Source organism: Bradyrhizobium sp. Arg237L, from assembly GCF_029990105.1.
Lineage (GTDB): Bacteria > Pseudomonadota > Alphaproteobacteria > Rhizobiales > Xanthobacteraceae > Bradyrhizobium.
In genome coordinates this window covers 64,436-81,224 of the sequence record NZ_JAQMIL010000026.1, presented here as the reverse complement: position 1 = coordinate 81,224, position 16,789 = coordinate 64,436, and the positions used below count along the sequence as shown (strand labels likewise).

Below are 16,789 nucleotides of genomic sequence, written 5' to 3'. Positions count from 1 at the left end.
AAGATGCACGCGCTGTGGTCCGAAGCCGTCGTGAAGGTCAGCCACCGGCTGGCGATGCATCTGCCGGTCGATCGGGTCCGGCTGCGCAATGCCACGCCGATGGTCAGCTTCACCTTCGACGACCTGTCGAAGAGCGCGGTGACATCTGGCGCCGACATGCTGGAGGCCCATGGCGCCCGCGGCACGTTCTATGTGTCGGGCGGCCTGGTCGGCGTCGACACGGCGAACTGGACGTCAGGCAACGATGACGACGTGCTGTCGCTGCATCGCCGCGGCCACGAGATCGGCTGCCACACCTTTTCGCACCGCCGCACCAGCGATCTCGATGTCAGCTCGCTTGCCGGCGACATCGCCTGCAACCGCCGCTACTTCGACTTGCTCGATCCGTCGATGCAGATCGAAACCTTCGCCTATCCGTTCGGCTACGGCTCGTTCGCGCACAAATACCTGCTCAAGTCCAGGTTTGCGACCTGCCGCTCGATCGTGGAGGGCGTGAACTTCGGCAATGTCGACCTGCAGTTCCTGCGCGCGATGCCGCTGATCGATCGCCAGATGGATCGCGATGCAATCGAGCGGGCCTTCGACGAGGCGCAAATCCATAACGGCTGGTTAATTTTCTACAGCCACGACGTTGCCACCCGGCCCAGCCTGTATGGCTGCTCGCCGGGGCTCCTGAACCACGCGCTGGAAACGGCGGCGAAGCGGAATATTCCGGCGCTCACCATGGCGGAGGCGTTCCGATGCGCGAGCGCTTAAACGCTTTGTTTGCCTTTTCAGTGAATAGTCCCTCAAGGACTATGGTTAATTTTTACTGCTGCGTTGTTGCCGCGCGGTCCGCTCTCGCACATCGCACAGCCCGAAGAGTAACCCCTCAGCCGATGTGTGCGGCGTTTGGAATGGAAGCTGGGGTCGATGCTTGATTACGACCAGCCGATAAACAGCCAGGCCAAGAGCCAGGGCGCCGGCGAGCCGCGCCGAAGCCAGGGCTTCAACGTGGTCGACCTGGTCCTGCTGCTGTGGCGTCGCAAGGCTGCGATCGCGGCTGCCGCGCTGCTCTGCGCCTGCATCGCGGTTGCGATCGGCAAGAGCCTGACGCCGAAGTACGCCGCAACCGCGCAGCTCTATGTCGACCCGCGCGAATTGCAGCTCGTCGAGCGCGAACTGACCCCGCGCGCGCAAGACGTTTCGGGTCTCGCGATGGTGGTCGACAGCGAGGCGCGGGTGATCACCTCCAACAGCGTGCTGTTGCAGGTCATCAAGAACACCAATCTCGACAAGGACCCGGAATTCGGCGGCGGCGGCGATGGCAAGAGCCTCCTCGGCGCGCTGCTCGGCCTGGTCGGGATCGAGCAGCGTCCAACGGCAGAACAGCAGCACCAGGCGACGATGAGCGCGCTGGACGCCCTCAGTCGTCACATCAATGTGCGCAAGACCGACCGCACCTTCGTCGTCGACATCGACGTCTGGTCCTATGAGCCAGCCAAGGCGGCGATGCTCGCCAACGCGCTTTCGACTGCCTACCTCGCCGAATCCAAGCAATCGCAGGCCGCCGCCGCCCGGCGCGCCACCAGGGATCTCTCGGGGCGACTGAAGGAATTGCAGGAACGGCTGCGCAACGCCGAGAACGTGCTTGCCGTCTACAAGGCGCAGAACAATTTCGTCGGCACCCAGGACACGCTGATCGCCGACCAGCAGCTTTCCGCCAGCAACCAGCGGCTCGCCGCCGCGCGGGCACTGACGCTCGATGCGCAGGCGAAGTACGACCAGATCGAGGCCAGCCGGCGCAATTCGAGCGACCCCGGCGCGATCCCCGAGGCGCTGCAGTCGCCGACCATCGCTAACCTGCGCGCGCAATATGCTGATGCCAAAAAGCGGCAGGCCGAACTGCAGAGCGAACTGGGCCCGCGGCATCCGGCGCTCCGGCAGGTCGAGCAGCAGGTCGAGGATCTCCGCCGTACCATCAGGGAAGAGATCGAGCGCTTCGCGCAGGCCGCGAAGAACGATTTGACCCGCGCCCGCGACTATGAGGCATCACTGAACAAGGCGCTGGACGCGCAGAAGCGCCAGAGCGTGCAGATGAGCCAGGCCTCGGTGCGCCTGCGCGAACTCGAGCGCGATGTCGAGGCGAGCCGCGACGTCTACCAGTCCTTCCTCAAGCGCTCGCGCGAGACGGAGGAACAGGAGAGCCTGAACACCTCGAGCGCGCGCGTGATCGGCGAAGCCACCGTGCCGCAGCGGCGCACCTTCCCGCCGGCGATGAGCCTGCTCGCCATGATCGGCTTCGTGCTCGGCGGGCTCGCGGCCGCGGCCTGGATCATCGCCGTCGACCAGCTTGCGCCCGGCGCCGACCCGATTCGGCCGAGCAAGTCGACCTCGCCCGAGAAGCAGACGACAGCGGCGCCGGCGAAACAGCCGGTCCTCGGCAAGCCGGCGCCGCAAGCGGCGGTCAGCGTCATCGAGAAGCCGGTGATTGCCCGGCTGCAGGAATCGGACGTGATGCGCACGCTGGGCGGCATCCTCACCGCCGGCCAGGTCGCCGACGTCACGCGGCTGGGTTGGCCGACATTGCGCGCGGGCTTTCCGCTGATGACCTTCCTCGGCGCCATCCGCGACATGTGCGCGACGCTCAAGAAGCGCGCGCCCGCGTCCGGCACGCCAGTCATGGCCGTGATCGGCGCGGGTTCATCCGTCGACCGCAGCGTGGTGGCGCTGAACGTGGCGCTCTCGGCCGCACGTGACGGCGCCAAGCTGCTGATGATCGATGCCGATCATCAGCAGCGCGAATTGTCGGGCAAGGTCGTCCGGCTTGGCAAGCGCGAGGCCGGCCGCCTCGGCTGGCTCAGCATCGGCAGCAAGGCAACGCGCGCCATCAACACGGCGAACGGAATTTCCATCCTGCCCGTCATCGAAGGCGGAGACGCCAGAGCGGCGGAAGCCATCCGCAAGTCGGTCGCGCAGGCGCGATCCGTCGGCGGTTACGATCTCATCATTCTCGACGGGCCGGCGATGCCGTGGAGCGCGGCTGATCGCAAGCTCTTCGATCTCGCCGACGGCCTCCTCGCCGTGCTGCCGGTCCATCTCGATATCAACGACTGCATGGAAGACATCCTCACCGCGCTCGGTGGCGCGGAGCGCAAGCTGGTCGGCGTCGTCCTGAACGAGCTCAATCCCATGGTGGAGAGCCGTCAGCAAGACAAGCAATATGCGTGAGCGCCGCACCGGCGCTCTCTGACCAGCGAAGGTTCGAAGCGCAGTTGACCGCACTCCGCGCTTCCTTCACCTCCCCTTGAAAAGGGGAGGTCGGTTTGCGCGTGCAACGCGCAAGCCGGGTGGGGATCATCTCTCTCCACGCGCACCTGCGCCCGCGGCTTGACCCCCACCCCGCCCTCCCCCTTTCAGGGGAAGGGAGAACGCCGCTACAGCGGCTTGATCTGCACGTTCCGGAACTTGACCACGCCGGAGCCATATTGAAGCGCGATCGGACCACTCGCGTGCTTGCTGTCCTGCACGTCGACGGTCTTCTGTCCGTTGAGCACGACGACGAGATGCGGGCCCTGCGCCGTGATCTCATAGGTGTTCCACTTGCCCGCCGCCTTGGGCATCGGATTGACCTTGCCGACATCGACGATCGCGCCGGTGCCGTAGGTCGGATCGGGCCGCTTGTCGAAGATATTGACCTCGTAGCAGACCTTGGAATCGATGGTCTTGTTGGTGTCGCAGCGGATGAAGATGCCGCTGTTCGCTTCTTCGTCAGTCCAGAACTCGGCCTTGATCTGGAAATCCTTGTAGGAATTCTTGCTGACGAGATAGGACAGGTCCTTGCCGTCGAGCTTGTCGGCGACCAGCGCGCCGTCCTTCAACGTCCAGTTCGCCTTGCCCACCTCGTCCCAGTCGCCTTTCTTGGTACCGTCGAGCAATGTGACCCAGCCGTCTCCCTCGGCGGAAGCGAGATTGAAGGACATAGCGGTACCGATCAGAAGACCGGCCGCAAGCGTCCACGCATGTTTCATGAAAAGCATCCTCCCGATGTTGTTTTGATTTGTGCGGGCAAACTAATCACTGCCGCGTGCGAGCGCAAATCGATTTCGATGCTGCAGTTGCGTTGTGCGGGGAAGCCGCGCATCCGCCGATCACGCATGCACGCGTGCGTCTTGTCCAGCACCAGCGCCCCCGAATAGCATCGAGCGCAACAGAGATGGACCAACCAAGCGTCCATCCGAAAACGGGAGGAAGTGATGATCGTCAGTGCCTGGCGTTACCTTGCAATCCCGCTTGCCCTCGCCGCCACACTGAGCATCGGCTCCGCCGCCGAGCTCAATCCCGCCGCCGTTGTCTATAAATTGCCTGACCAGATCCCCTGGGGGCCGGTAGATGCGCGCGGCGCGCAGAACGCCGTGGTGGTCGGCGATCCCGCAAAGCCCGGCTTCTACGTGGTCTATACCAAATGGACCAAGGGCAACCATTTCAGCCATCCGCATTTCCATCCGAACGACCGCTATATCGTCGTGCTGCAAGGCACCTGGTGGGTGGGATCGGGAGCGAAGTTCGATCCGGACAAAGGCACCGTGGCGATGCCCGCCGGCAGCTTCGTCACCCATTACGGCAAGCAGGTGCATTGGGATGGCGCCAAGGACGAGGACGCCGTGCTCCTGATCATGGGCGAAGGACCGGCGACCGCGACCGCAGCGGAAGAGAAGTAACGACTTCGTAGGGTGGGCAAAGCGCAGCGTGCCCACCGTCAAGCACTCCGCCCGTGGTGGTGGGCACGCTGCGCTTTGCCCACCCTACACGCACAGCAACCTTTGCTCGGCTGCCGCGTTCATCCTCTCCAACTGTACGGAGATCAACGATGGCAATGGCCACAGAGATCAAGGAACATATGGACGTCATCTCGTCGGACCGGAAGACGGTTGGAAAGGTCGATCATCTCGAAGGAACCGACAAGATCAAGCTGACCAAGCAAAGCTCACCGGACGGACAGCACCATCATTTCATTCCGCTGTCCTGGGTGGACCATGTCGACCAGCACGTTCATCTGAACAAGACCGGCACTGAGGTGACCACGCACTGGCAACACGGCCAGCAATAGCGGCTTTGCGCGGGGCGCGGAGGCGGATATCATGGGAGCACAACAGAGAAGCCCGATGCATCCAGCCGCGAAACTGCAATTTGAGCGCATCGTCGACGAATATGGACGCTGGCGCGCCATTCCGGAAAGCGAACGGCCGCCGGCGCCTGCGTGGTGGTGGGGGCCGGCATTCGAACTGCGCCAATCCATGGTGGAATTGCCGGCCCACTGGAGTATCCGATTGCGCCTCGCCAAGGGCGCGACTTACGCGGCAGGCGCCAGCGTCCTGCTCAAATCGCTTGCCGGCCAAACCTATCTGCCGTGGCCTTATGATTTCTCGCGCAAGGTGAAATCGACCGATTCGGATGTGCGCGACCTGCATGTGCAGCCATCAGATGACAGCGCGTTTCCGCCCTAAATCCGACGCTGCCTGATCGTCCGCGGCATCTTCCTCCGGCTGCAGCGGCGGAGAGATAAGCGCCGGCGCGGAGCGCAACAACTCGGCGAGCTCCCGCGGCGGCAGCGGCTTGCTGAGCCGAAAGCCCTGCATCTCGTCGCAGCCATGGTCGCGCAGGAAGCGCTCCTGCTCGGCCGTCTCCACGCCCTCGGCGATCACGGTCATGCCGAGCGCCTTGCCCATGCTGATGATGGCCTGCGCGATCGCCTGGTCCTCGCTGTCGCGGGCGAGGTCGCGCACGAAGGAGCGATCGATCTTGATGGTGTCGATCGGAAACTGCTTCATCAGCGACATCGACGAATAGCCGGTGCCGAAATCGTCGATCGCCAGGCGGATGCCGCGGCTCTGGATCGCATCCAGCACCCGGATCGTCCAGGGCACGTTGCGCATCACCATGCTTTCGGTGACCTCGAGCTGCAGCAACGCCGGCGCCATGCCGCTTGAAAGCAGCGCCTCGTCGACGTCGTGCAGGAGATTCTCGTCGCCGAATTGCCGCGGCGAGAGGTTGACCGCCATCGTCACCGGTCGCAAGCCGCGGCGCTGCCAAGCCATGTTCTGCGCGCAGGCCTCCTTCAGCACCCAGCGACCGATCGGCACAATCAGCCCGATTTCCTCCGCAAGCGGAATGAACTGGGCGGGCGCGACCTGCCCGAGATCGGGATGGGTCCAGCGCAGCAGCGCTTCGACGCCGGTGATCTGGCCGCTCGCGATGTCGATCTTCGGCTGGTAGAAGAGCGAGAACTGGTCGCGCTCCAGCGCCCGGCGCAGGGCATTCTCCAGCGTCAGCCGTTCGATCGACTGCGTCTTGATCTCCTTGGAGTAGAAGCGGAAGCCGTTCTTGCCGTCCTCCTTGGCGAGATACATCGCCATGTCGGCGTTCTTGGTCAGCGTCTTGGCGTCCAAGCCATCAGCAGGATACATCGCAATGCCGATCGAGGCCGTGGTCTGGCATTCGTGGCCGCTCAGTTGCACCGGCCGGCTGAGCGCCGACAACAGGCTCTCGGCGATCGTCTCGACATCGGCGCGGTCGGTCTCTTCCAGGATGACGACGAATTCATCGCCGCCGAGCCGGGCGATGACGTCGCTCGAACGCAAGGTCCCGCGCAGCCGATCGGCGATCTTGACGAGCAGCAGGTCGCCGGCGTCGTGGCCAAGCGAGTCGTTGATGACCTTGAAGCGGTCGAGATCGATGAACAGCAGCGCGAATTGACGCTGGTGGCGGCCGGCCACCTCGATCGCGTGGCGCAGCAATTCGTTGAAAGTTTCCCGGTTGGGCAAACGCGTCAGGCCATCATGCGAGGCGAGATATTCGATCCGCTCGTCGGCCCTCGCCTTCTCGTCGGCGCGATCGAAATTTTCCAGCGCGAACGAGACGTTCTCGGCGAGACGTCGCAACAGCCCGATCAACTCGGGGCTGAAGGCGCCGATCTCGCAGGAGAGGAAGATGATGGCGCCGATCGGCTTGCCGTTCTTCAATAACGGAAATGCGGCGCCGGAGCGGGTGCCGGCGTCGCGCAGGACCTGATAGAACGGGCTCGAATTGCCGAAATCGCCGAGATAGTCGTTGCTGATGCAGGGTTTCCGCGTGCGGAACGCGATGCCGGTGAGGCTCCGCCCTTCGGGATGCGCCGCATTGATGGACAGACGCACGTTGAAGGCGCGCTCGCCGTCCGGACCGGCCGAGGCGACGTTTTCCAAGTAATCGTCGCCTGGCCGCTCCAGCGCAATCGCGGTCGAGGTGAAATTGCCGCCGACGACGGCGGCCTCGCAGACCAGGTGGAACAGCTCGGTCCGCGACTTCGCCCGCATGATCGCTTCGTTGGTCGCGCTCAGCGCCGCGAACATCCGCGTCAGCCGCTCCTTCTGCTCCTCGGTCCTTGCCTTCTCGTCCGCGCGCTCGAAGCTGCCGAGCGCGAACGACACGTTGTCAGCCAGCCGCTGCAGCAGTTCGGCGAACTCGGCGGTAAAGGTGTCGTGTTCGGACGAGATGAAGAGCATCACGCCGACGGGCTCACCGTCGACGAACAGCGGAAACGCCGCGCCCGATCGTGCGCCCTCGCGTTCGATGATGTCCCGGAACGCACTGTCCTCAATGTCCTTCAGGAAGTTGTTGTTGATGCTGGCCTGCCTGGAACGGAATGCCGTCCCGCAAAGCCCGCGCCCCTCCGGAACGGCCTCGTCGATCGATACCTTGAGATTGCGGGCGTTTTCGGACGTCGGTCCTGCGGTCGCCGCCATCTCGAAATAGTCGCTGCCGGCTGCGACCAGGAAGATGCTGGTCGAGTTGAACCTGGCGCCCTTGCCGGCCGCCTGGCACACCAGCTTGAACATCTCCTCTCGTGACTTCGCCCGCATGATCGCTTCGTTGGTCGCGCTCAGCGCCGCGAACATTCGCGACAACCGATCCTTCTGCCGCTCGGCCCTGGCCTTTTCATTGGCACGTTCGAAATTGTCGAGCGCCACCGATACGTTCTCGGCGATCCGCGCCATCAGCGCGACGATCTCTTCGTCCGTCGCCCACGACCTGCCGACAAAGAACAACAAGACGCCGATGCTCTTCCCGAACTTGGTCACGGGAACCGCGATGCAGGCCATGACGCCGGCGTCGTGTCCCACCTGTCGCCACGGACCGTCCGATTTCGGGATATCGTTGTTGATGCACGGCCGCTGCGTCCGGAACGCCTGCCCGCAGACGCCCTTGCCGTAGATATTGTCCGGATCGATCGAGAAGCGCGTTTGCGTGATCAGGTCGATTGCGTCGCCAGTGCCGGCGACCGGCTCGAGCCAATGGGAATCCGGGTCGGCGAGCAGGACCACGGCGGCAACGGATTTCCCGCTATGGACGGCGGCGTCGCAGACGCGCTGGTAGAGATCGTGCTCGGTCTTGGCGCGAAGGATCGCTTCGTTGGTCGCGCTGATGGCGCCGAACATCTGGTTCAGGCGGCGCATCGCCCGCTCGCTGCTCTTGCGCATGCGCTCATGCTCGAAATTGTCCAGCGCAAACGACACATTGGCGGCCATGCGCGCCAGCAGCGACACCAGCTCGTTGCCGAGCGAGCCGACCTCGCGCCGGGTGACGAGGAAAACGCCGACGCTACGGCCATTGCAGATCAGCGGCATTGCCGCTGCCGCGGCAACCTCGCTATCGCGGGCGCCGGCGCGCCAGGCGAGCGAGCGCTGGTCATTCAGATAGTCGTTGCTGACACAGGCCTTCTGGTCCCGAAACGCCTGTCCGCACACCCCCTCGCCCTCAGGCGTATTCGCAATGATCGAGATGGGGATGCCGCGCAGCCGCGCGACATCCTCGCCGAACCCGACCGCAAAGCGCAGCAGGCTGGTCTCGGCATCCACCAGGAAGACCGCCGTCGCCAGGAAGTCGCCGCTGGAAAACGCGGCCTCGCAGACCTTGGCGTACAGCTCCTCCGGCGATTTGGCGTACAGGATCGCTTCGTTGCTGGCGTTCAACGCCGCGAAGGTACCCCTGATGGTCTGCTCCAAGCGATCAACTCCCTGCGGCCAGTCTCGGCCGGCCCCGCGGGATTTTATGCGGAGCAGAGACCTAAGTGGACGTTAGGAACAGCTATAAGTTGCGAGTCAGAGTAAATGTGGGGCGAACAAAGTCGGATAGAACCCCCGCAAAATTACCGGTTTGTTGACGATTTCTTCTGACGCGGCGCGCCACTGACTGAGGCGCGACGCGACCCCTGCAGGGGCTCGGTTCCCTGCCATGAGACCCGCTGCCCTGAAAAGCCGCGCCGGCGTCATGGCGGACCGGACATTCTGGCCTTGCTCGTCGCCTACTCCTTTGAGACCATGGCGAACCACAAACAAGCAAGACCCGCCACGTGACGCGGGCTTCAACCTGAGGAAACCCCATGCCGATCGTCCACGCCGATCGTCTCACCCGCATCAGTGCGGCGCTGCTGTGCGGCGCCGGCGCGTCGGAGGAGGAAGCCCAGGCGGTCGCGGTCGGCTGCGTCAACGCCAACCTCGCCGGTCACGACTCGCACGGGATCATCGCGGTCCCGACCTATATCGACCGCATCAAGGCCGGCCATATCGTGCCCGGCGCGAAATGGACCATCGTCCAGGAATCGCCGACCACGACCGTGATCGACGGCAATTGGGGCTTTGGCTTCCACGTCAATGCCAAGGCGATGGAATTGACGATTGCGAAGGCGAAGACAGCCAATGTCGCCGCCTGCACCGTGCTCCGGCAGAGCCATGTCGGGCGGCTCGCGCACTATCCGCTGATGGCGATGCGCGAGAGCATGATCGGGATTGCCACCGCCGATTCCGGCCGCTCGCCAAAACACGTCGCGCCGTTCGGCGGCCGTGAAGCGCGGCTCGGCACCAACCCGATCTCGATCGCAGTGCCCTCTGAGCTCGAGGCGCCGTTTTATCTGGACATGGCGACATCGGCGGTCGCGGCCGGCAAGATCCAGCTCGCGGTCGCACGCGGCGAACGGATTCCGACCGGCTGGATCATCGACGCCGAAGGCCGCCACACCACCGACCCGACAGACTATCGCAAGGGCGGCGCGTTGCTACCGCTCGGCGGCAGCGAGGGCTATAAGGGCTCTGGCCTGGCAGCAATGGTGGAAGTCCTGTGCGGCCTGCTCACCGGGCTTGGATTCGGCGTTGAGCCGACCGGGCGCCACAATGACGGATGCTTCATGGCGGTGTTCAATGTTGCCGCCTTCCGTCCGCTGCAGGATTTCAAGCGCGAGGTGGCGGAGTTTGCGCGCTACCTGAAATCGACGCCGCCCTCGGAAGGAAGTCCGGGCGTGTTCTATCCCGGCGAGGTCGAATTTCTGCGCGAGCAGGAGCGCCGGAAGAACGGCATCGAGATCGAGGATGCGACCTGGGACAAGCTCCGCGCGCTCGCCGGCGAGTACGGGCTGACAAAACAGCTCGATCTGGCGTGAAACAGGGATAACGGCATGACACGGCAAATGGCACTAGTCGGCTTCCTGCAGGCGCAGAACTGCACCAATCTGCCGGGCTCCTGGCGCCATCCGGAATCGCGCGACGATTCGATGTCGGCGGATTACTACCAGGAAATCGCGCGGATCCTCGAGGCCGGAAAATTCCACATGGCGTTCTTCGACGACCGTCTGGCGATGCCGGACCGCTATGGCAACGATCACGCCCATACCGTCGAATACGGCATCCGCTGTGTGAAGATGGACCCGGTCATCGTGCTGACCACGATGGGCATGGTCACCGAGAAGCTCGGCCTCGCCTCGACCTGTTCAACCACCTATTACGAGCCGTTCGACGTCGCGCGCCGTTTCGCCACCCTCGACCTGATGACCGGCGGCCGTGCCGGCTGGAACGTGGTGACGTCGGTCAATGACGGCGAAGCGCTCAACATGGGCCGCGAGCACCATCTCGAGCACGATTTGCGCTACGATCGCGCCGACGAATTCATGGAGGTCGTGCTCGGCCATTGGGATTCCTGGGAGGACGGCGCTGTTATCATCGACAAGAAGAGCGGCCGCTACGCCGATCCGACCAAGGTGAAGCGGCTCGATCACGACGGAAAGTTCTTCAAGTCGCGCGGACCCTTCACGGTGCCGCGTTCGCCGCAGGGCCATCCTGTCATCATCCAGGCCGGCGCTTCCGGCCGCGGCCAGCGCTTCGCCGGGCGATGGGGCGAGGTGATCTTCACCGCCGCGCGCAATCTTGCGAGCGCAAGGCAAGGCTATGAGGCGATCCGCAATGAGGCCGCAACGGCCGGCCGCGATCCCGAGCAGATGTTTCTCTGCAATCTGACGACGCCGGTCTGCGGCGCAACCAAGGCCGAGGCGGAAGACCGGATGGCGCTGATCCAGAAGCTGCCGCTGGAGATCGACGCGCTGTCGCTGCTCGCCGAGGGGCTGAATTTCGATTTCGGCGCCAAGGGCATCGACGAGCCGCTGACGACGAAAGAACTGCAGGGCATGCAAGGCATGCTCGGCATCCGCGACGGCGTGCTGAAAACCTCCGGCAAGGCCAATCCGAGCACGCGCGACTTCATCACCTTCTCCGGCCGCGGCCTGGTGCAGGATGCGATCGTCGGCGGACCGAAGGAAATCGCCGATCGGCTGGAGGAGATGTTCGTCGGGCGCGGCTGCGACGGCTTTGTCATTGCGGCGAGCTATGTGCCCGGTTCCTACGCTGATTTCGTTCGCCACGTCGTGCCGGAATTGCAGCGCCGCGGGCTCTTCCACCGTGACTACGCCGGCAAGACGCTGCGCGAGAATCTCGGCCTGCCCCGTCCCGTCGCCGGTGTGTGGAAAACCCAACCGCAGGTCGCGGCCGAATAAGAGAGAAAATCGATGCGTTGGCTCAAATTCACCGCCCAGGGAAAAACCTCCTGGGGTCACGTCGAGGGTGAGAAGGTCATCACCGTGGACGGCGATCCCTTCGGCGAATGGCGGCGCACCGCGCTGACGCATGCACTTGGCGACGTGAGGATCGAGCTGCCGCTGATCCCGCGCACCTTCTATTGCGTCGGGCTGAATTATCTGAAGCACCTGAAGGAAGCCGCCGACAAGCGCGGCGAGATTCCGGCCGTGCCTGACCGGCCCGAGATCGGCTACCGCGCCCAGAACGCGCTGATCGCCCATGACGAGGACGTGGTGATCCCCGCGACTGCAACGGAAAAGATCCACTACGAGGGCGAGCTCGTGGTCGTCATCGGCAAGAAGGCAAAACATCTCGATGCGGCAAACGCGATGTCTTGCGTGTTCGGCTACACCATCGGCAACGACGTCAGCGAGCGCAGTTGGCAGAAGGCCGACCGCGGCCTGTGGCGCTCCAAGAATGCCGACACCTTCAAGCCGATGGGCCCATGGATCGAGACCGATGTCGATCTCGACACCATGGAGACGGTGGTGCGGGTCAACGGCAAGGAGACCAACCGCTTCCGCACCAACGACATGATCTTCGGCATCGTCCCCTTCATCGTCGAATTGACGAAGTATTTCACGCTGTGGCCGGGCGACGTGATCTGGATGGGCACCGACGGCGCCTCGCCGGACCTGAAAGCGGGCGACGTTGTCGAGATCGACATCACCGGCATCGGCACGCTGCGTAACCGGTTCGTGAGGGAGCAGCGATAAGGCTGTAGGGTGGGCAAAGCGAAGCGTGCCCACCATCACGAGCGGAGTGCTCGAAGGTGGGCACGCTTCGCTTTGCCCACCCTACGTCTCAATCCTTCCGCGGCCGCCTGGTGTCGAACGGCAGAGCGACGCCGGTTTTGATCTCCTTCAGGATCATGTTGGTGCGGACATAGCGGATGCCGGGCACGCGGAACATGAATTCGTCGAGAAACTGGTTATACGCGTGCATGTCGCGCACCACGACGCGCAGGTGATAGTCGGCGTCTCCCGTGGTCGCGAAACATTCCAGGACCTCGCTGCGCCGCTTCACCCGCGCCACGAATTCGTCGACGAATTTTGCATCGTGCCGCTCGAGCGAGACATGAAGGATTGCCGAGGTCGCAAAGCCGGCGCGCTCGCGTTCCACCAGCGCCGAATAGCCCGATATCACGCCGGACTCCTCCAGCCCGCGCACGCGCCGCCAGCAGGCCGAGGTCGACATGCCGACCGCCTCGGCAAGTTCCTGGTTGGTCGCGCGTCCGTTCTTCTGCAGCTCGGTGAGGATGCGTTCGTCCTGCTCTTCGACCATGAGGGCATCTCCGTTTGGTAAATTCTACCGAGAATTACAACTCTCTACAAAATCCTACCGCTATGAGGCGCGTCGCAGGGATAAATTGGTAACACTTGCCGGACGGACAGGATTACCGTCGGCTGACCCGAATCCGATGCGAGGCCGGCCATGGACGCCATTCCCTCCCTCGACACCTATCAGCTTTCCGACCGCTACGAACGCGGTGACGGCCGCGTCTTCCTCACGGGCACGCAGGCGATCGTCCGCATCGTGCTCGACCAGGCGAAACGCGACCGCGCGGCGGGGCTCAACACCGCCGGCTTCATCTCCGGCTATCGCGGTTCGCCGCTCGGCGGCGTCGATCTCGAACTCTGGCGCATCGCCGATCGCCTCAAGGCGGAGCGCATCGAATTCCTGCCCGCAGTCAACGAAGACCTTGCGGCAACCGCGGTGCTCGGCTCGCAGCAGGTCGAGACCCAGCCCGACAGACAAGTGCAGGGCGTGTTCGGCCTCTGGTACGGCAAGGGTCCCGGCGTCGACCGTTCCGGCGATGCGCTGAAACACGGTAATGCCTATGGCTCGTCGCCGCATGGCGGCGTGCTTGTTGTCGCGGGCGACGACCATGGCTGCGTCTCCTCCTCGATGCCGCACCAGTCCGACGTCGCCTTCATGAGCTGGTTCATGCCGACGCTGCATCCGGCAAGCGTCGCCGAATATCTCGAATTCGGCGAATACGGCTATGCGCTGAGCCGCTTCTCCGGCATGTGGGTCGGCTTCAAGGCGATCTCGGAGATCGTCGAATCCGGCGCCTCCGTCGCACTGCGCCCGCCGCACGCTTTTCGCGCCCCCGATTTCACGCCGCCGCCCGGCGGCCTGCACTATCGCTGGCCCGATCTTCCAGGCCCTCAGATCGAGGAGCGATTGGAGGCAAAGAAGCACGCGGTCTACGCCTTTGCAAAAGCCAATCCGATCGACCGCCACATCTACGACATCCCGCACGCGACCTATGGCATCGTCACGACAGGCAAGGCGCATCTCGACCTGATGGAAGCGCTGCGGCTGATGGGCCTCGATGAGGCCGCCTGCCGCCGCCTTGGCATCGACATCTACAAGGTCGGCATGGTCTGGCCGCTCGCGCTGCACGATGCGATGGAGTTCGTGAAGGGCAAGCGCGAGATCCTGGTGGTGGAGGAAAAGCGCGGCATCATCGAAAGCCAGTTCAAGGAATATTTCTACGACTATCCAGGCTCGAAGCCGGAGCGGATGGTCGGCAAGCATGACGAGACCGGCGCACGCCTGATCTCATGGATCGGCGAATTGTCGCCACGCGCGCTCGCCGACGTGCTGGCGCAGCGCCTCGACCCAATCTTCCCCGGCCTCGATCTTGCGAAGCGCACCGCCGCGCTCGCGCCCGATGCACAGCGCGTCATCACGGTCGCGGGCGCAACGCGCACACCCTATTTCTGCTCCGGCTGCCCGCACAACACCTCGACCAAAGTGCCGGAAGGATCGAAGGCGCTTGCCGGCATCGGCTGCCATTTCATGGCAAGCTGGATGGACCGCGAGACCTCGTCCTTGATCCAGATGGGCGGCGAAGGTGTCAACTGGGCGGCATCGTCGCGCTTCACCGGCAACAAGCACATCTTCCAGAATCTCGGCGAAGGCACCTATTATCACTCCGGATCGATGGCGATCCGCCAGGCCGTCGCGGCCGGCGCCAACATCACCTACAAGATCCTGTTCAACGACGCGGTTGCCATGACCGGTGGCCAGCCGGTCGACGGGCCCGTGAGCGTGCATGCCATCGCCCACAGCGTCCGCGCCGAAGGCGTGTCGCGGATCGCGCTGGTCTCGGATGCTCCCTCGCAGTTTGCGCCCGCCGACTTCCCCATCGGCGTCACCATCCATCCGCGCGAGGAGATGGATGCCGTGCAACGCGAGCTGCGCGAAATTCCCGGCGTCTCCGTGCTGATCTACCAGCAGACCTGCGCCACCGAAAAACGCCGCCGGCGCAAGCGGGCCCGGATCGAAGACCCGCCCCGCTTTGCCTATATCAACGACCTCGCCTGCGAAGGTTGCGGCGACTGCTCGGTCGAATCGAACTGCCTCAGCGTCGAGCCGAAGGAGACGCCGTTCGGCCGCAAGCGCCGCATCAATCTCTCCACCTGCAACAAGGATTTCTCCTGCCTCAACGGCTTCTGCCCGAGCTTCGTCACCGTGGAAGGCGCCAAGCGCCGCGCGAAGTCTGCGAGCAGCATCGATCCACAGGCGCGTGCCGCCATGCTGCCCCTGTCGCCGCTTGCACCGCTCGATCGTCCCTATGATCTCCTCGTGACCGGCGTCGGCGGCACCGGCGTCATTACCGTGGGTGCGCTGATCAGCATGGCCGCGCATCTTGAGCGCCGCGGCGTCTCGGTGCTCGATTTCACCGGCTTTGCGCAGAAGTTCGGGCCAGTGCTGAGCTACATCCGCATCGCGTCGAGCCCAGACGAACTGCACCAGGTCCGCATCGACCAGGGCGCGGCCGACGCGCTGATCGGCTGCGATGTCGTCGTCAGTTCCTCGGCCAAGGCGTCGGGCACCTATCGGAAGGGCATGCGCGCCGCGATGAACAGCGCGGAGATGCCGACTGGCGATGTCGTACGTTTCCGCGATGCGGACCTTGCTGGATCAGCCCGCCTGCGCGCGATCGAGAACGTGATCGGCTGCGGTCATCTCAGCACGATCGATGCGAATGCGCTGGCCGAGCGGCTGCTCGGCGACACCGTCTATGCCAACATCATCATGCTCGGCTTCGCCTGGCAGCAGGGACTGGTCCCGGTCTCGCTGAACGCGCTGCTCCGCGCGATCGAGCTCAACGGCGTCGCCGTCGAACGCAACAAGCAGGCCTTTGCCTGGGGACGCATCGCCAGCGCCGATCCCGACTTCCTGCCGGGTGCAGATAGGGCGAGAACGATCGAAGCGGAAACGCTTGATCAGGTGATTGCGCGCCGCACCGACTTTCTGACGGCCTACCAGGACGCTGCCTATGCTGCGCGCTACCGGAAAACGGTGAGGCGCGTGCAGGATGCCGAGGCTTCGCTCGGAACCGAGGCGCTGACGGACGCGGTCGCGCGCGCCTTGTTCAAGCTGATGGCCTACAAGGATGAGTATGAGGTGGCCCGCCTTCACATGGAGACTGGCTTCCTCGACGAATTGCGCCAGCAGTTCGAAGGCGACTATTCGGTGAGATATCATCTGGCGCCGCCGTTCCTGCCGGCAAGCAAGGACGCGCGGGGCCGGCCACGCAAGCGCAGCTTCGGCCCATGGATCAGGACGCCGCTGAAGATTCTCGCGCGACTGAAGGCGCTGCGCGGCACGCCGTTCGACGTCTTCGGCTACACCGCCGAGCGCCGCGCGGAGCGGGACCTCATCGCCTGGTATGAAGAACAGATCGATGCTCTGCTCGGGAGGCTCGATGCACGACGCATGCCCGACATCCTCGCGATCGCCAGAGCGCCGATGGAAATCCGCGGCTATGGGCCGGTGAAGGACGCCGCAATCGCCAAGGTGAAGGTGGAGGTCGCGCGCCTGTCGGCGCAGCTCGTGTGAGCTGCGCCGAACGC

General features: G+C 64.2%; 12 protein-coding genes. 9 read left to right on the top strand and 3 right to left on the bottom strand.

Going from position 1 to position 16,789, the window contains the following annotated elements; all coding sequences use genetic code 11:
• Nucleotides 1-3 precede the first annotated feature (3 nt).
• Together OZ411_RS17915 and OZ411_RS17910 are read left to right on the top strand one after the other, a co-directional pair.
• Nucleotides 4-756 (top strand): polysaccharide deacetylase family protein, encoded by a 753-nt coding sequence (locus tag OZ411_RS17915; protein ID WP_130583737.1) that lies wholly within the window; start codon nucleotides 4-6, stop codon nucleotides 754-756.
• Nucleotides 757-912: 156 nt separating this feature from the next.
• The gene (locus OZ411_RS17910; protein WP_282529015.1) at nucleotides 913-3,210 is read left to right on the top strand and encodes an exopolysaccharide transport family protein; all 2,298 of its coding nucleotides are present in this window, start codon (nucleotides 913-915) and stop codon (nucleotides 3,208-3,210) included.
• 206 nt (nucleotides 3,211-3,416) lie between these two features.
• Here OZ411_RS17910 and OZ411_RS17905 read toward each other — a convergent pair whose 3' ends face one another.
• Nucleotides 3,417-4,010, bottom strand: coding sequence for a DUF1080 domain-containing protein (locus OZ411_RS17905; protein WP_282529014.1), 594 nt, complete (start codon nucleotides 4,008-4,010; stop codon nucleotides 3,417-3,419).
• A 225-nt stretch (nucleotides 4,011-4,235) separates the two neighbouring features.
• On the opposite strand from OZ411_RS17905, the gene OZ411_RS17900 reads away from it, so the two are divergent.
• The 3 genes from OZ411_RS17900 (at nucleotide 4,236) to OZ411_RS17890 (ending at nucleotide 5,486) form a co-directional block, all read left to right on the top strand.
• Nucleotides 4,236-4,700, top strand: a complete 465-nt coding sequence (locus OZ411_RS17900) for a cupin domain-containing protein (protein WP_282529013.1) — start codon at nucleotides 4,236-4,238, stop codon at nucleotides 4,698-4,700.
• Nucleotides 4,701-4,849: 149 nt separating this feature from the next.
• A complete protein-coding gene (locus tag OZ411_RS17895; RefSeq protein ID WP_130580714.1) occupies nucleotides 4,850-5,089 on the top strand; it encodes a DUF2171 domain-containing protein in 240 nt (79 codons plus the stop codon).
• Between the two features lie 55 nt (nucleotides 5,090-5,144).
• Complete coding sequence (locus OZ411_RS17890; protein ID WP_282529012.1) at nucleotides 5,145-5,486, top strand: hypothetical protein; 342 nt, start codon at nucleotides 5,145-5,147, stop codon at nucleotides 5,484-5,486.
• On the opposite strand, the gene OZ411_RS17885 is transcribed toward OZ411_RS17890, so the two are convergent.
• Nucleotides 5,460-9,023: an EAL domain-containing protein gene (locus OZ411_RS17885; protein WP_282529011.1), complete on the bottom strand. Its 3,564-nt coding sequence runs from the start codon at nucleotides 9,021-9,023 to the stop codon at nucleotides 5,460-5,462. The two genes, OZ411_RS17890 and OZ411_RS17885, sit on opposite strands and share 27 nt — an antisense overlap.
• Nucleotides 9,024-9,400: 377 nt before the next feature.
• Here OZ411_RS17885 and OZ411_RS17880 point away from each other — a divergent pair, with 377 nt between their 5' ends.
• Genes OZ411_RS17880 through OZ411_RS17870 form a run of 3 tightly spaced genes read left to right on the top strand, consistent with a single transcriptional unit; the run spans nucleotide 9,401 to nucleotide 12,634 of the window.
• Nucleotides 9,401-10,453: an Ldh family oxidoreductase gene (locus OZ411_RS17880; RefSeq protein ID WP_282529010.1), complete on the top strand. Its 1,053-nt coding sequence runs from the start codon at nucleotides 9,401-9,403 to the stop codon at nucleotides 10,451-10,453.
• 15 nt (nucleotides 10,454-10,468) lie between these two features.
• On the top strand, nucleotides 10,469-11,836 hold the full coding sequence (locus tag OZ411_RS17875; protein ID WP_282529009.1) for an LLM class flavin-dependent oxidoreductase: 1,368 nt from the start codon (nucleotides 10,469-10,471) through the stop codon (nucleotides 11,834-11,836).
• A gap of 12 nt (nucleotides 11,837-11,848) precedes the next feature.
• A complete protein-coding gene (locus tag OZ411_RS17870) occupies nucleotides 11,849-12,634 on the top strand; it encodes a fumarylacetoacetate hydrolase family protein (RefSeq protein ID WP_282529008.1) in 786 nt (261 codons plus the stop codon).
• Between the two features lie 88 nt (nucleotides 12,635-12,722).
• Here the strand turns inward: OZ411_RS17870 and OZ411_RS17865 are convergent, their stop codons facing one another.
• Nucleotides 12,723-13,202 (bottom strand): Lrp/AsnC family transcriptional regulator, encoded by a 480-nt coding sequence (locus tag OZ411_RS17865; RefSeq protein ID WP_028169319.1) that lies wholly within the window; start codon nucleotides 13,200-13,202, stop codon nucleotides 12,723-12,725.
• 150 nt (nucleotides 13,203-13,352) lie between these two features.
• On the opposite strand from OZ411_RS17865, the gene OZ411_RS17860 reads away from it, so the two are divergent.
• Nucleotides 13,353-16,775 (top strand): indolepyruvate ferredoxin oxidoreductase family protein, encoded by a 3,423-nt coding sequence (locus tag OZ411_RS17860; RefSeq protein WP_282529007.1) that lies wholly within the window; start codon nucleotides 13,353-13,355, stop codon nucleotides 16,773-16,775.
• Nucleotides 16,776-16,789 lie beyond the last annotated feature (14 nt).

What these genes read in the sequence shown, in the direction of transcription:
- OZ411_RS17915 (WP_130583737.1), top strand. Translation starts at nt 4, where the DNA reads ATGCACGCGCTGTGGTCCGAAGCCGTCGTGAAGGTCAGCCACCGGCTG.
- OZ411_RS17910 (WP_282529015.1), top strand. Translation starts at nt 913, where the DNA reads ATGCTTGATTACGACCAGCCGATAAACAGCCAGGCCAAGAGCCAGGGC.
- OZ411_RS17905 (WP_282529014.1), bottom strand. Translation starts at nt 4,010, where the DNA reads ATGAAACATGCGTGGACGCTTGCGGCCGGTCTTCTGATCGGTACCGCT.
- OZ411_RS17900 (WP_282529013.1), top strand. Translation starts at nt 4,236, where the DNA reads ATGATCGTCAGTGCCTGGCGTTACCTTGCAATCCCGCTTGCCCTCGCC.
- OZ411_RS17895 (WP_130580714.1), top strand. Translation starts at nt 4,850, where the DNA reads ATGGCAATGGCCACAGAGATCAAGGAACATATGGACGTCATCTCGTCG.
- OZ411_RS17890 (WP_282529012.1), top strand. Translation starts at nt 5,145, where the DNA reads ATGCATCCAGCCGCGAAACTGCAATTTGAGCGCATCGTCGACGAATAT.
- OZ411_RS17880 (WP_282529010.1), top strand. Translation starts at nt 9,401, where the DNA reads ATGCCGATCGTCCACGCCGATCGTCTCACCCGCATCAGTGCGGCGCTG.
- OZ411_RS17875 (WP_282529009.1), top strand. Translation starts at nt 10,469, where the DNA reads ATGACACGGCAAATGGCACTAGTCGGCTTCCTGCAGGCGCAGAACTGC.
- OZ411_RS17870 (WP_282529008.1), top strand. Translation starts at nt 11,849, where the DNA reads ATGCGTTGGCTCAAATTCACCGCCCAGGGAAAAACCTCCTGGGGTCAC.
- OZ411_RS17865 (WP_028169319.1), bottom strand. Translation starts at nt 13,202, where the DNA reads ATGGTCGAAGAGCAGGACGAACGCATCCTCACCGAGCTGCAGAAGAAC.
- OZ411_RS17860 (WP_282529007.1), top strand. Translation starts at nt 13,353, where the DNA reads ATGGACGCCATTCCCTCCCTCGACACCTATCAGCTTTCCGACCGCTAC.